Here is a 14,871-nt window from a genome sequence, read left to right as displayed (position 1 = left end):
TACCTAAGTAACAACTTATTGGATTATCATCAACGAGTGCCCACACAGATTGATAGGTTTATATTTTTAAAGAGCATTTTCTAACAAGCTAGGCGCTCAGCGCTTCGTTGCTAGGGGTGCGTATCTTACGCTTCCCGCTTTGAGAGTCAAGCGTTTTAATAAACTTTCTTTTCTCTCTCACTTTCTTCGAATCGTGACTTACGTCTCGTTCCGTGTCAGTGAGGCGGCATTATAGGGAGCTTTGAGAACATGACAAGTGTTTTTTGATAAATAGATTTTGTTTGCCTAAAAAGGCAGCAAATCTTTAAAAATAGTATAAAATATCAACATTTGAGTCATGTCACATCAATATATTGGAAAAAGAGCCGCTATAGACGTAAGATCCATGTGTCTATTTTGTTAAAAGTAGGCATCTAATTTTCTCTGACCTAGAAGTAGTATTCTGATTATGAGTTCAAATAAATCAATAGTTATGATCATTGCCTTGGCAGTACTCGGCGGTATTGTCTTTTCTCAGGTAGATCTCTCCCCCGCCATTAGCTTTGTTGTTGGTGTTGTTGCTTCCGCTTTTGTTTTGAAATTTTCTAGCGCAACAATTGATACAACGCCTCTAAATGATCCTGCGACTAAAACGCTTTATGTGGGCAACTTACCCTACAAAGCAAATGAGTCTCACGTAAAAGAGTTGTTTGCTAAACATGGTGAAGTGTTTGCAGTTCGCCTAATGAAAGACAAACGTACAGGTAAAAGACGTGGATTTGGTTTTGTCGTAATGGCAGCCTCTGATGCAGAAACTGCCATTGCAGCCCTAAATGAGAAGGATTATATGCAGCGTACACTAAAAGTACGTATTGCTAATGAACCTAAAGCTCTAGATGAAAGGGACGAACTGGATTAAACCCTAACTTAGCTAACGCTATATTCAGCGCTTCTTCTTGCCAAGGAGTTGCGCTGGAATAGATTTCTTTTATTCCCTCTATATTATTACTTTTTTCGATGCTCAGTAGTTCTTGTACTCGACGAGCTATCGCCTCTCCCGAATCCACCAGCAGCACCTGCTCTCCAAGCACTGATTGTATTTCTTCTTTTATAAGAGGAAAGTGAGTACAGCCTAAAACAGCAACGTCCACTTTATTCGCAATAGGCGCTAACAGCTGATGTAATTCTTCAAGTGATACGGGAAGCCCTCTTAACTTCTCTTCCGCAATATCCACCAAACGCGTTAGCCCAAGCAATTCAACAGGTTTATTCTGCGAAAAGTCTCTGATCAGTTCGTGAGTGTATTCTCTTTTTACCGTTGCGGGTGTGGCTATCAGCCCAACCGCTTTATGCGCAAGGTTCGAGGCAGGCTTAATCGCAGGTACAACTCCAACGACAGGAATCGTCAATAGTGAGCGTAGAGAAGGCAATACAATGGTGCTTGCTGTATTACAGGCAATCACCACTAAATCAATCTGGTGTTTCGCAACCATACTTGAGACCAGTGAATCCACTCGTTCAATCAACGTTTGGCGATTTAATTCCCCGTAGGGGTAAGCGGCGTTGTCAAACAGATAGTAATAATCTAATTGTGGCAAGCGCGCTTCAATCTCTTGATAGACTGACAGCCCGCCGACACCAGAATCAAAAATCAGAACTTTGGGTTGTTGAGACACTTAACTTTTCCCGTAATGAATATGAGGCAAATCATACCCTGCGATTTGGTTTTAGCAATGATTTGGCTTGATACCTTTGATGAGAAAATCGCTTACCATGCTCTATATAGGTTAGTTGTAATTCTAGCTTGCCGTTAAAACTGCGAGTTTCAGTGACTAGTGTATGGAATTCGCCATGCTCACCACATGGGTCAGCCTCTTTCGGTAGCTCTTGCAACAACTGTTCGTCATACCAACGTCCACAAAGATCTCGAGAGATTCGATCGCCATCTGCTGTCACTAACATAGTGATAATTCCTCGCGACAAGATTTCGTTTGCAAGCTTATTACTTGCTTCTCCCATAAGAGGAAAAACACATTGCCACCCTGCTGATTCAATATAGCTACGACGGTAATCGGCAATGCCATTACAGAACATGTCACCAAATGCCACATACTCAAAATCAAGGTTCGACGATTTTAAGCCATTTACAACTAAGGATTGGTATAACTCGTTGCTTGGAAATACTTCCGGTAGAGCGATTTTAACAAGAGGAAACCCTAACAGTTCAGCTTGCATCTCAACCACTTCTATCGGCGTGGCTTGAAAAGGAACTTCGTCTTCAAGATAAGTGGTAAACAAACCGACTACATTGTATTCATCGCTTTCCATCAAGCGCTCTAGAGTGAGCGTTGAGTCTTTACCAGAAGACCAACTGACAATGATGTTTTTCAAAATTTTTATCTCAGAAAGTAAAAACCGCCCGAAGGCGGTTTTCGTGGTTAAAATTTATAATGAGCATTTAAATAGTAAGCACGTTCCTGCGTATTATACGTCGCGACTGTTTCATAATCTTCATCAAACAAATTTGAAACCTTAGCCTGCATTTTAAGCTGTTCTGTTACGTCGTAGGATAGAGATATGTCAACTAAACTATAGGAATCCAACTTCGTTAGATTTTTTGTATCATCGAATCTTTCGCCTTGATACATGTAAGCTAAATCAGCTTGGAAATCATTGCATGCATAGCTAACTAACCATTTATAGACTTCTTCCGCTCGTCGATTTAGCTTTTTAGATTCAATTTGTGCAGGTTGTCCAGAACCAGCTACGTTAACCGGATTATCAAAATCAAGAAGATCAACTGATACGAAATGGCTAAATGGTCCTGTATCAAAACTTGCGCTGATTTCCACACCTTTGATAACCGCGTTCGAGCTTTCTAAATCTACGCCTCTTCCTTGATACGAAATTAGGTTATCAATTTCACTTCGGTAACCAACAACTCTCACATCAACATAGTCAGAGTAAGCCTCAAAACCAGCCTCATAGCCAAATGACTCTTCAGGCTTAAGTTCTGGATTACCATACTCAGGCCAATACAAGTCATTGTATGTAGGCGTTTTAAATGCTGTACCTGCTGATGAAATCAATCGAAAAGATTGACTTACATTGTAAGCCGCTCCAAGTTGCCAGGTGGTATATTCACCATATGCGTCATTATCATCATGACGGAGGCTTGCTTCTAGATCTAGCTGACCAAATTGAGCAATAGAAGAAATATAGCCTGCTAGATTCTTGCGATCTTCATCATCGTAACTTTGGAACTCACTATCCCAAACACTATATAGAATTGAGTCTGATACAGAGTCTTTAAGATACTCTAATCCTCCCAGTAGCTTAAAGAAATCATCAATCTCATAAGATGCTAACCAACTTGCCACAAAACGATCTGTCACGATGGTGCTACCCGGAAATTCACCATTCAACTGGACTGATTCATCACGATTCTGTGCCACTGTAATAGATGAGAACCAACTAGCACTAGAGTACTCTAGCTGCCCTGCAACATTTAATAACTTACTTTTTTGCTTATTAGGTGATACATACTCATTAAATGATGAATCATAATCAATGTAAGCATCGTACTCACTTCGTGAGTCATGGTAAAAGCCACTTAAACGACCCTGCCAATTATCATTTAACTTTGAACCAATTTCTAATGATAAGTCATAACGCTCAAATCCATCTTTATCAGGCTGTGATGGTGTGTATGTTTCATCTGTAGCATCAAACCCATCAGCTCCTTCTGCATTGACACCAACTTTAAACCAGCCACTATCACCGATGCGCGTATAGCCACCAGCATTTGCTTGTTTATACCCATCACTACCGAATCCAACATTGGCTTGTGCGCTGTTTTCACCACTGTTATCTACATCTGTCACAATGTTAATTACACCACCAATCGCATCCGCACCATAAATAGCAGCACGAGCACCTCGAACTAACTCTATTTTCTCAACACCGGTCAAAGGAATTGCAGTAAAGTTCGCACTGCCTAGTGTTGAGCTACCTATACGTACGCCATTAAGTAATACAATTATATGACTAGAAGAGTTACCACGAATATATACGTCACTTGATTGCCCTTGCCCACCATTATTGGTAACTTGAACTCCTGGCAACCACTTTAGAGCTTCCGTTAAAGTCTTAAGCTGTAACTGTTCAATTTGTTGTTTGGTAATTACATCCGCAGACGCAATTACCGAAGACTTAGGCTGCTCAAAACGGTTGGCGGTAACAACCATTGTCTCATCAGCTTGCTGAGCTAGGGAATAAGGGGCGTAAGAAAGCAGCGACGCTACGGTCACAGCTAAAATTGATCGGTTCATTTTATAATCCTAAATCGCGTAAATCCTACTGAGCATGAAGCGATTGCTTCCAGTGTGGCTCAGCTGCTGGCAGGTATTCGGACTTAAGAGCTTTGCATCTTCATCTACTTGCTCGACTTCCCACATCAATCTAGGTGCAGTGTCTTTTGAGCGTTCGTTCTCTATTACCGCTGCGCGTCAGTTCTGGATTCTAACCAGATTCCCTATTCAGCCATCTATACTTCTAGATAGCACCAGCTACGCGACGATGGTATTAAGCTATTGATTATTTGTCCAGCAAATATCTGATACTGAAATCATTTGTTAACAAATGACGGATGCATAACTTCGTTTTGACACCTTATCTTTTACACATATTCTTTCTAAACTGGACATATAGCTAATATCGAATAAAATCTGCGCTCTTAAATAAAATGCACCATACAAAGGTTATTACTATGGCGACTCTTGATGTAAATCCACAGCACTATCAACAGCAGCTGGCTGAGAAAGTTGAACGTCTTAACGAGATGTTTGCTCAATACAATGTGCCAGAGTTGGAAGTGTTTGAATCTCCAGAGCAACACTACCGTATGCGTGCAGAGTTTCGCGTTTGGCATGAAGGCGAAGAGATGTACTACATCATGTTCAACCAAGAAACTCGTGAAAAGTACCGTGTAGATCAATTCCCTGCGGCCAGCCGTCTCATTAATGATTTGATGCCACTGCTTATTGAAGCGATGAAAGACAATGACTCACTGCGTCGTAAACTATTCCAAGTTGACTTCTTATCAACGCTAAGTGGTGAGATTCTGGTTTCTCTGCTTTACCACCGTCAACTAGACGAAGCTTGGATTGATGAAGCAAAAGCACTCAAGCAACGCCTAAACGATGAAGGTTTTAACCTTAACTTAATTGGTCGTGCACGTAAGATGAAAGTCGTGCTTGACCGTGACTACGTGGTAGAGAAGATTGATGTCAATGGCAAGCCATACATCTACCAACAAGTAGAAAACAGCTTTACTCAACCAAATGCAAAAGTGGCAACAAAAATGCTGGAGTGGGCTGTCGACTGCACACAAGAAAGCCAAGGTGATTTGCTTGAGCTTTACTGTGGTAACGGTAATTTCTCACTGGCTCTTGCTCAAAACTTCAATCGCGTACTGGCAACTGAACTGGCAAAACCATCAGTAGAATCAGCACAATACAACATTGCTGCAAACAAGATTGAAAACGTGCAAATCATCCGTTTGTCTGCGGAAGAGTTTACTCAAGCGATAGAGGGTAAACGCGAGTTCCGCCGCTTGAAAGACGCGGGTATCGACTTGAACAGTTACAACTGCAATACCATCTTTGTTGATCCACCACGTTCAGGCATGGATATTGATACTTGTAAGATGGTGCAAGGTTACGAACGTATTCTATACATCTCATGTAACCCAGAAACACTAAAAGAAAACCTAGACGTGTTGTGTGAGACCCACAAAGTGACACGCTTTGCATTGTTTGACCAATTCCCATACACCCACCATATGGAAGCTGGTGTGATGTTAGAGCGCAAATAGTTCTCTATCTGCCCAAATAGAAAAAACGAGCCAATTGGCTCGTTCTTTATTTGATTACTTTTGTTTCATTACTCTGCGGCTGCGTCTTCTTTTGACTTCGACATATAGCCAAGCTTCTTACCAATCCAAAGCATTAATAGCATAGATACCATAATGGCGAAGAAGTTTGAGCCTGATTCTGGATATTGTGCTTTTAGGAATGCTGAATGTCCAAATGCCCCAACAAAGAAACACGCCAGACCAATAAGAGGGATATCTTCTGATACTGGGTTGCTTAGGTACTCTTTGTATAGCGTTTGAACTGCCAATACTAGCGCTATGATAGGAAAAATAGAGAAGCCTACTTCACTCATGGTTAACCATGAAAGCAATGCATCACCACACATACCAGCAATTAAAGCCAGAACCAGTGTCTTTTTTTCCGAGCCACGATTAATTGGATTATTTTCATTAGACATTAATCTATCCCGCCTTTTAGTCGGTTACGTTCACGTTCTTTGCGATACCAATAAGCCCCTTTGGCTATCATTCGCAACTGCATGATCAAACGTTCAGCCAAAATTTCACGCTCACGTCGATCGAGATCTAAAGCTTCTGCGCCTGAGCTAAATACTAATGTGACGGACGCTTCTGCTTGGGTGAAGGCTTCATCGCGGGTCATTCCGGTACTGATCAGGAACTCGGTTAACTCTGCCGCAAAATGTTGAATTTCACGCGCAACCGCGGTACGAAAAGCAAATGAGGTTCCTGAGCGTTCACGTAACAACAATCGAAAAACGTTAGGACTACTTTCTATGAATTCCATAAAGGTTTCCACAGAGGTGCGAATCACGCTACCTTCTTTGACAATCCGCTGTCGAGCCTGGCGCATCAATTGACGCAGCAACAAGCCACCTTCATCTACCATGGTTAATCCTAGCTCATCCATATCTTTAAAGTGACGATAAAATGAGGTAGGCGCGATTCCCGCTTCACGCGCGACTTCTCGAAGACTCAAATTAGAAAAGCTTCGATCTGCACTCAATTGGCTGAATGCCGCATCGACAAGTGAGCGACGCGTTTTCTCTTTTTGCTGTGCGCGAATTCCCATGGTTTTCATTTTCTAATTTTCTACTTTTCTGACAAGGGAGTCCCTAATATACAATGATTCTCCTTATGACTTAAGCCTTTCCTTGCTAGGAAGAAATAAACCCCAGTTGAGTATTGATTACAATCTTTTCGCCTCAAATTAGAGATCTCAAACAGAGTTAACACCACAAATTTCATCCACAGCACGTGATCACATCGACTCTCTAGTGTGACAAACATTTACCAAATTACAGAATTCGTTAAAATCACGCTAAAGCAATGTTAAAACAGTATAACAAGGAAAGAGTTATGACCGTAAACAATCATTTTGATGTCATTGTAATCGGGAGTGGTCCTGGTGGCGAAGGGGCTGCCATGGGGCTCACCAAAGCCGGTCTTAACGTCGCGATCATTGAAAAGGAGAGCAGTGTTGGGGGCGGTTGCACACACTGGGGCACGATTCCATCAAAAGCACTTCGCCACGCCGTCAGTCGTATTATTGAATTTAATAGCAACCCACTCTTTTGCAAAAACAACACCAGCTTACACTCTACCTTCTCTAATATTCTTAGCCACGCTAAATCCGTTATCGATAAACAGACCCGTCTACGCCAAGGGTTTTATGACCGTAATGAATGTACCTTACTTTTTGGCGCGGCACGCTTTACCGACAACAACACTGTCGCGGTAATGCAAAGCGATGGCAGTGAAGAAATTTACACCGCCGATAAATTTGTGATTGCTACGGGCTCTCGCCCTTATCAGCCAGACAATATCGATTTCAATCACGAACGTGTTTATGACAGTGATTCAATCCTCAGTCTCAAACACGATCCGCGTCATATCATCATCTACGGTGCTGGCGTCATCGGTTGCGAATATGCCTCTATCTTTCGTGGTTTAGGGGTTAAAACTGACCTAATTAACACCCGTGATCGTCTGTTAAGCTTCCTAGATAATGAAGTCTCCGATGCACTCTCTTACCACTTTTGGAACAGTGGTGTGGTGATCCGCAACGATGAAACGTTTGAGCGCGTTGAAGGCACCGAAGATGGTGTCATTGTGCATCTCGAATCTGGCAAAAAAATGAAAGCAGACTGCATTCTCTACGCCAACGGACGCACAGGTAACACTGATAAGCTCAACTTGAGCGCGGTCGGTTTAGCCCCCGATTCTCGCGGGCAAATAAAAGTAAATAGCAATTACCAAACGGACGTTGAACACATTTTCGCTGTGGGTGATGTGATTGGCTACCCTAGCCTCGCAAGTGCCGCCTATGACCAAGGTCGTTTTGTCGCACAAGCGATCACAAAAGGGCAAGCCGATCACTACCTAATTGATGATATTCCTACTGGTATCTATACCATTCCAGAAATCAGCTCTGTCGGCAAAACTGAACAAGAGTTAACGGCGGCAAAAATACCTTATGAAGTGGGTCGTTCTTCATTCAAGCACTTAGCCCGCGCTCAGATAGCTGGTAAAGATATTGGCAGTTTGAAAATCTTGTTCCATCGTGAAACCAAAGAAATTCTCGGCATTCACTGCTTTGGTGAGCGTGCCGCCGAGATCATCCATATCGGGCAAGCGATCATGGAGCAAAAAGGCGAAGCAAATACCATCGAGTATTTTGTAAACACCACCTTTAACTACCCAACGATGGCAGAAGCGTATCGCGTTGCCGCACTTAATGGTTTGAATCGATTGTTCTAAAGCAAAACCATAAAAACAACAAAGCCGCTCTTAATAAGCGGCTTTGTTTTCAATAGTATCAGTCAACAGCTTACAGCTTCACCAGCGCAGTAGAACAACAACCGGCGTAAGGCGATGCTTCGCTCCTGACAACTTAGTCAGCAATCGTTGCCACCATTTCCAGCGACGACATTGTGTATCTATCGGTGAGAATACTCGCACCCTACGTACCCACGGTAAATACTGCAACATGGCTTCTTTGGCTGATGTATAGCCATGCGCATACTCTCCCGATCCCATCTTTTGTCCTAGCTTGGTTTGGCTAAGATCCCCTGCCAGTACTAAACAAGCACGCGCGTCATCAAAGTGTCGCCCTAGAGCCTTAATGAAACTCGCCACTTGAATCTGTTCAATATCCAATAAGGCATGCTCGCAAACCAGCATCACTGGTGCTTTCTCTGCAATGTTTAGCTCATCAAGCCAAGAAATATCGGTCACGCTACCGCAATGGTGGTGATAGCGTTCACTGTTATGGAATAGCTTTTGTCGCCACAGTAAGTTTTCGGTGATATCCAACTCAATCCAGCGACACAAACCATTATCAACTCGGTAAAAGCGCGTATCGAGACCGGCGCCCACATTGATAATCCAACCGTCAGGATTTTGTTTGAGAAAAGCATTCACTTGATCATCACAAAGCTGGGTCAAAGTTGCGTGCAATAATTGCTTCTGATCGATATCACCAGAGAAGCACTCCGGTGCCAACTGACAGCGATGACAGGCGGTTGCAGCGATAGGATCGTAAACCAAGCCATCATCAGCCAAGCTCTCCCTGCTACGGAACCATAATGGTTGCAGTAAATTTGCGGGTATCTGATAACGCTTTTGTGGGGAATGTTGGGGGGTAACCATTATCATCTTCCTTCCTTAGCAAGAAAGAAGATGATAATGAATATCACTTACAAAGACAAGTTAATGATAGCTTTTCTCATTATCTCGTTGTAAATGATCACATCCAATCAGTATTACGGATAATTCCGACTGCAATGCCTTCAATAGCAAGGTGCTGGCTAGTCAGGTCAACTTTAATCGGTTCAAACTCTTGGTTCTCTGCATGCAGCAGGATCGTTGAACCTTTGCGTTCAAGGCGCTTAACCGTCACGTCGTCATCCACTCGTGCAACAACGACTTGTCCGTCACGTACATCTTGAGTTTTGTGAACCGCAAGTAAATCGCCATCCATAATACCGATGTCTTTCATTGACTCGCCGTTAACTCGCAGTAAAAAGTCTGCTTGAGGCTTAAACATGCTTGGATCAACTTTGTAGTGTGCTTCCACATGCTCTTGAGCCAAAATTGGCTCACCAGCAGCAACTTGACCGATCAACGGCAAGCCTTGGTCATCATTCGCTGCATCCGTTAGCAAAATACGGATCCCACGTGAAGCACCAGGAATGATCTCAATCGCTTGCTTACGCGCAAGCGCTTTAAGATGTTCTTCAGCGGCATTCGCTGAGCGAAAACCGAGTTCTTTGGCAATTTCAGCTCGCGTTGGCGGCATGCCTGTATCTTCGATTTTGCTTTTGATTAAATCAAAAACTTGTTGCTGGCGGGGCGTTAACGGCTTCATAAGTCACCTGTCTTTTTATACAGTTAACTGTGAGTATATCCAGTAACTGAACAAATGAAAAGCGAATTGATGATTTTTTAGAAGGTTAGAAAAATACGATTTCTAGCCATGTGTAACCCGTTAATAACATCGCCAACAGCACGGCTGCCGAGCCAATATCTTTCGCTCTTCCCGACAGTTCATGATGTTCAGAACCAATTCTGTCAACCACCGCTTCTATCGCGCTATTAATCAGCTCAACTAACAAAACTAAGAGAACCGTCGCAACCAAGAGAATTCTTTCAACTTGACTCACATCTAGCCAAAATGCGACAGGCAGCATGATTGCCGCGAGAAGAATTTCTTCACGAAAAGCCGCTTCATGTTTAAATGCTGCTTGCAGCCCTTGCAATGAATATCGCGTGGCATTGAATACTCGCTTTAAGCCATGGGTTGTTTTTGGTTTCACATTAATCTCTCAAAAAATGACACAGCTCTGGCAAACTATCACCAGGATTGCTGCTTTTACACTCAATAATAATTAAAAGGTTCGACCAGTTTCTGGTATCCTTGCTGCCTTAAAAAATCGCTTGGGCACATTTCGAGTTCTAAACTAAAAGAACTGGAAATGTGCTTATCATCTATTTGAGGCAAAGAACCTTTATGTCTTCTGGACGTTCTCTATCACGCTCCCTTTTAAAACTACCATTATCGGTATTAGTAAAGGGAACGGCTATACCTTCAAATCCGATTGAAGATCATAGCATTGATATTAACAAGCCCATCATTTATGCACTACCTTACCGCTCTGCGGTTGACTTGCTTAGTGTACAAAAACAGGTAATGGCGTTAGGGCTACCGGATCCGTTACAGCCTCTTGTTATTAACGGTAAGAGTTTTAGCCGTTATGTGTTTACCTCATCTCGCGACACTGTCATTGGTTGTGATAGTGATGTGCCGACAGAGTCTATCGCTCTCTTTTCAGAACTGCTAGCGCTTCATGAAGAAGATACTGAACTTGATGTTCAAGTTATTCCTGTCACGGTGCTTTGGGGTCGTAAGCCAGGTAAAGAAGATAAACACAGCAATTATCTACAATCACTCAATGGTCCGCAAAAAGCCAAAGCCGTGTTACTCGCAGGTCGTGACTGTTTAATACGGATCAGCCCAGTAGTTTCGCTACGCTATATGGCAAACTCACACGGCACTGATTCATCCATCGCACATAAACTGGCTCGTGTTGCTCGCATCCACTTCTCACGCCAGAAACTAGCGGCTTCAGGTCCTAACCTGCCAAGCCGTCAAGCACTGTTTAGCCGCTTAATGAAATCAAAAGCGATTGAAAAAGCAATTGAAGATGAAGCGAATGAGAAAGGTATTGCTTTAGAGAAAGTACGTAAAGAAGCCCATGACATCATGGACGAGATTGCGGCTGACTTCTCTTATTCCTTAGTCAAAAATGGTGACCGTATTCTTGGTTGGTTGTGGAATCGCATCTACCAAGGCATCAACATCAACAATGCGGCAACTGTGCGTCGCCTAGCACAAGATGGTCATGAAATCGTTTATGTACCTTGCCACCGCAGCCACATGGACTACCTGCTACTATCCTATGTGCTTTATCACGAAGGGATGGTGCCACCGCATATTGCGGCTGGTATTAACCTAAACTTCTTCCCTGCGGGTCCAATTTTCCGCCGTGGTGGTGCGTTCTTTATTCGTCGTAGCTTTAAAGGTAATAGACTTTACTCGACGATTTTCCGCGAATACCTAGCAGAGTTATTTGCTAAAGGTTATTCGGTAGAATATTTCAGTGAGGGCGGTCGCTCTCGAACTGGTCGCCTACTGCAAGCTAAAACCGGCATGCTTGCCATGACGGTACAAGCGATGTTGCGTGGTCTAAACCGACCTGTAACTCTAGTACCTGTCTATATTGGTTACGAACACGTGATGGAAGTGGGTACTTACGCCAATGAGTTGCGTGGTAAACATAAAGAGAAAGAAAACGCTGGCTTGGTACTGCGCACGATTCGCAAATTGCGTAACTTTGGACAAGGCTATGTGAACTTTGGTGAGCCAATCCCTGTTAACCAATATTTAAATGAACATGCGCCAGAGTGGACCAAAGATATCGACCCGATGGGCGGTTCAAAACCACAATGGTTGACGCCTGTAGTCAATGGTCTCGCAACCAAGATGATGACCAACATCAATGATGCCGCCGCAGCAAACGCATTAACACTGTGTGCAACTGCACTGCTTGCTTCACGTCAGCGCGCGCTCTCTCGCGACAGCTTAGTGGAACAGATTGAATGTTACCTATCACTATTAAAGAACGTGCCTTACTCTTCTACTTACACTATGCCAAGTGAAGATGCGGAAACGCTGGTAAAACATGCGGTGTCTTTAGATAAGTTTGTGATTGACGCTGACAGCATGGGTGAGATTGTTTCGCTGGATCGCAATCAATCAATTTTGATGACCTATTACCGCAACAACATCATTCACTTGTTTGCTATACCTGCGCTTATCGCACAGATGCTGGTTCGCCGTCAAAAACTGAGCCTAGAGCAGATCAAAGTGAATGTGGCGCAGATTTATCCATTCTTAAAGCAAGAGCTGTTCTTAAGTATTGAAGAATCGAGACTTGATGAGGTGGTTGAAGCATACGTGACTGAACTGGCAAACCAAGGTTTGATCAGCATTACCGATGATATGGTTGAACTGAAACAAAATAATACTCAAGTGTTAGTGCTGTTGGGTCGCACGATTTCAGAAACACTGCAGCGCTATGCGATCGCCTTGAATCTTTTGGTTGCTAACCCTGAACTGGGTAAATCTGACATTGAGTTGAAGAGCCAAGATATTGCTCAGCGTTTAGGTCGCCTACATGGTATTAACGCGCCAGAATACTTCGATAAAGGCGTATTCTCATCAATGTTCACCACTTTGAAAGAACAAGCCTATTTAGATGTCGATGGTAATAGCGATCATAGTAAAACCAGTACATTAGCAGAGTTACTCTACTCACTGCTTTACCCTGAAGTTCGTCTAACCATTCGCGAAAGTGTTTGTCAGGCAATGGAACACTGCAATAGCAATGAACCCACTGCGGAGTAATCCAGACTAGCGACAAAAAAGGGCATCCATTGATGCCCTTTTCTTTTGTTTACCATTGGGGTTAAGCCCTCTACCAAAATGCGATAAGCAAACCTATGGTAATCGCCATGCCAACATAGTTGTTATTCAGAAAGGCTTGGAAACACAAATCACGCTCACGGTGACGGATCAAATGTTGTTGGAAAACAAACAACGCCCCAACCACCAACACACTCCAATAGAAACTGGTCCCTAGCGAATACCACATTCCCAAAACTATCAACATCAGCAAGGTAATCAGTTGTAGAGCACCAATGATCATTTTGTCGAAGCGACCAAACAAGATTGCCGTCGACTTAATGCCAATCTTTAGATCATCATCGCGATCAACCATGGCATATTGCGTGTCATAAGCGATGGTCCACAACGCATTCATCACAAAAACAAACCACACCACTGGCGGTAATTCGTTAGCTTGCGCCGCCCATGCCATTGGAATTGCCCAGCTAAACGCCAGCCCTAAAAACAGTTGCGGCAAATGGGTATAACGCTTCATGAATGGGTAAATGAATGCGAGGAAAATACCGATAAATGACAACTTAATGGTCAATGGATTCATGGTCAGTACTAATACGAACGACAATCCAGCCAAGACAATAAACAAACTGACCGCTTCTCTAGAGCTAATCAGACCGGATGGCAGTGGTCGATGCTGAGTCCGTTTTACGTGACCATCCACTTTGCGATCGGCAAAATCATTGATCACACAGCCCGCAGCTCGCATTAATATCACACCGAGCGTAAACACCAGCAAGACTTCCAAACTGGGGAGCCCCTGCGCAGCAATAATCAACGCCCACATGGTCGGCCATAGTAGCAAAAGAGTTCCAATCGGCTTATTCATTCGCATTAATTGCCAATAAGCGCGCGCTTTTGCGGTCGTCATTTACACTCTCTCCTTAGAGTAGATCGGTGCATTGGGTAAAAAGAGTTCTGCTACCAACATCGGCTTTTGGTTCATCCACAATCGAGAACGTCGAACAAGACACAAACCGCTTGGCGTTTCCGCCCAGCCAACTTGTAATGCATCTCGCTTAACGCTATTGGAACTAAACACTGTGAGACCAAGAGGAATCTCCCCTTGTCTTGCCAAATCGTGAGGCTGACCAACCAAAGACGATTGTGGTATCAAAGTGCGACCTAACACCCATGGTTCACCATCGCCATTGAGCACCACCTTACGTAATAAACATGGCTCATCAGCAAGCAAAGCCCGTTCTTGTTGATCAAGCTGCTGTGCTGAAACAATGTCATTATGAAATAGATCTACATTCAATTGTTGGCAATAAGTTTCTAATAAACGTGACAAAGAACCCTGTTCTTGTAGCCAATCCTTCGCGATCTGAGAAGGAAAGCTAAACTTTTCAGGTTGTTGCCATTTAACTTGGCGCAGTGAAGACAAATAAAGCGCAATCATTTGATTCATACTAGTATTCAATCAGTCGCTCTATCGCGTACAATAAAGCTACAATTCGTTGGTTAACCGCCACAA

Annotated in this window: 14 protein-coding genes and 1 riboswitch; of the genes, 4 read left to right on the top strand and 10 right to left on the bottom strand. The window is 43.3% G+C overall.

From position 1 onward, the window contains the following. Positions 1 to 448 precede the first annotated feature (448 nt). Positions 449 to 898, top strand: a complete 450-nt coding sequence (locus H2O73_RS19155; protein WP_182110530.1) for an RNA recognition motif domain-containing protein — start codon at positions 449 to 451, stop codon at positions 896 to 898. Here H2O73_RS19155 and murI read toward each other — a convergent pair. Genes murI through H2O73_RS19140 form a run of 3 tightly spaced genes read right to left on the bottom strand, consistent with a single transcriptional unit; the run spans position 864 to position 4,310 of the window. After that, on the bottom strand, positions 864 to 1,655 hold the full coding sequence (murI, locus tag H2O73_RS19150; protein ID WP_182110529.1) for a glutamate racemase: 792 nt from the start codon (positions 1,653 to 1,655) through the stop codon (positions 864 to 866). The genes H2O73_RS19155 and murI overlap by 35 nt on opposite strands. A 31-nt stretch (positions 1,656 to 1,686) precedes the next feature. Beyond that, positions 1,687 to 2,373: a Dph6-related ATP pyrophosphatase gene (locus tag H2O73_RS19145; protein ID WP_182110532.1), complete on the bottom strand. Its 687-nt coding sequence runs from the start codon at positions 2,371 to 2,373 to the stop codon at positions 1,687 to 1,689. A gap of 44 nt (positions 2,374 to 2,417) precedes the next feature. Further along, on the bottom strand, positions 2,418 to 4,310 hold the full coding sequence (locus H2O73_RS19140) for a TonB-dependent receptor domain-containing protein (RefSeq protein WP_182110528.1): 1,893 nt from the start codon (positions 4,308 to 4,310) through the stop codon (positions 2,418 to 2,420). 52 nt (positions 4,311 to 4,362) lie between these two features. Continuing rightward, positions 4,363 to 4,563: riboswitch (cobalamin riboswitch) on the bottom strand. A 184-nt stretch (positions 4,564 to 4,747) separates the two neighbouring features. Here H2O73_RS19140 and trmA point away from each other — a divergent pair. Beyond that, positions 4,748 to 5,854 (top strand): tRNA (uridine(54)-C5)-methyltransferase TrmA, encoded by a 1,107-nt coding sequence (gene trmA / locus H2O73_RS19135; protein ID WP_182110527.1) that lies wholly within the window; start codon positions 4,748 to 4,750, stop codon positions 5,852 to 5,854. Between the two features lie 68 nt (positions 5,855 to 5,922). Here trmA and H2O73_RS19130 read toward each other — a convergent pair whose 3' ends face one another. Both H2O73_RS19130 and fabR read right to left on the bottom strand, forming a co-directional pair. After that, on the bottom strand, positions 5,923 to 6,312 hold the full coding sequence (locus tag H2O73_RS19130; RefSeq protein WP_182110526.1) for a YijD family membrane protein: 390 nt from the start codon (positions 6,310 to 6,312) through the stop codon (positions 5,923 to 5,925). Continuing rightward, entirely contained in the window at positions 6,312 to 6,953 is a 642-nt protein-coding gene (gene fabR / locus H2O73_RS19125) for an HTH-type transcriptional repressor FabR (protein ID WP_182110525.1), read from the bottom strand. Before fabR ends, H2O73_RS19130 begins: the two co-directional genes overlap by 1 nt. A gap of 248 nt (positions 6,954 to 7,201) precedes the next feature. Here fabR and sthA point away from each other — a divergent pair, with 248 nt between their 5' ends. Continuing rightward, complete coding sequence (sthA, locus tag H2O73_RS19120; protein ID WP_182110524.1) at positions 7,202 to 8,632, top strand: Si-specific NAD(P)(+) transhydrogenase; 1,431 nt, start codon at positions 7,202 to 7,204, stop codon at positions 8,630 to 8,632. A 78-nt stretch (positions 8,633 to 8,710) separates the two neighbouring features. Here sthA and H2O73_RS19115 read toward each other — a convergent pair whose 3' ends face one another. The 3 genes from H2O73_RS19115 to H2O73_RS19105 all read right to left on the bottom strand — a co-directional run bounded on the left by H2O73_RS19115 (position 8,711) and on the right by H2O73_RS19105 (position 10,689). Beyond that, complete coding sequence (locus H2O73_RS19115) at positions 8,711 to 9,529, bottom strand: class I SAM-dependent methyltransferase (protein WP_182110523.1); 819 nt, start codon at positions 9,527 to 9,529, stop codon at positions 8,711 to 8,713. A gap of 91 nt (positions 9,530 to 9,620) precedes the next feature. Further along, positions 9,621 to 10,241 carry a transcriptional repressor LexA gene (gene lexA / locus H2O73_RS19110; RefSeq protein ID WP_182110522.1) on the bottom strand — a complete coding sequence of 207 codons (621 nt, stop codon included), beginning with the start codon at positions 10,239 to 10,241 and terminating at the stop codon, positions 9,621 to 9,623. 85 nt (positions 10,242 to 10,326) lie between these two features. Further along, positions 10,327 to 10,689 (bottom strand): diacylglycerol kinase, encoded by a 363-nt coding sequence (locus H2O73_RS19105; protein ID WP_182110521.1) that lies wholly within the window; start codon positions 10,687 to 10,689, stop codon positions 10,327 to 10,329. Positions 10,690 to 10,883: 194 nt separating this feature from the next. Here H2O73_RS19105 and plsB point away from each other — a divergent pair, with 194 nt between their 5' ends. Continuing rightward, positions 10,884 to 13,340, top strand: coding sequence for a glycerol-3-phosphate 1-O-acyltransferase PlsB (gene plsB, locus H2O73_RS19100; protein ID WP_182110520.1), 2,457 nt, complete (start codon positions 10,884 to 10,886; stop codon positions 13,338 to 13,340). A gap of 70 nt (positions 13,341 to 13,410) precedes the next feature. Here plsB and ubiA read toward each other — a convergent pair whose 3' ends face one another. Both ubiA and H2O73_RS19090 read right to left on the bottom strand, forming a co-directional pair. Next, positions 13,411 to 14,265: a 4-hydroxybenzoate octaprenyltransferase gene (gene ubiA / locus H2O73_RS19095; RefSeq protein ID WP_182110519.1), complete on the bottom strand. Its 855-nt coding sequence runs from the start codon at positions 14,263 to 14,265 to the stop codon at positions 13,411 to 13,413. After that, the gene (locus H2O73_RS19090; protein ID WP_182110518.1) at positions 14,266 to 14,805 is read right to left on the bottom strand and encodes a chorismate lyase; all 540 of its coding nucleotides are present in this window, start codon (positions 14,803 to 14,805) and stop codon (positions 14,266 to 14,268) included. Positions 14,806 to 14,871: the final 66 nt, after the last annotated feature.

Source organism: Vibrio marinisediminis, from assembly GCF_014050145.1.
GTDB lineage: Bacteria > Pseudomonadota > Gammaproteobacteria > Enterobacterales > Vibrionaceae > Vibrio > Vibrio marinisediminis.
Note: the sequence above shows the minus strand (reverse complement) of the source record. Positions and strands in the feature narration are given on the sequence as shown.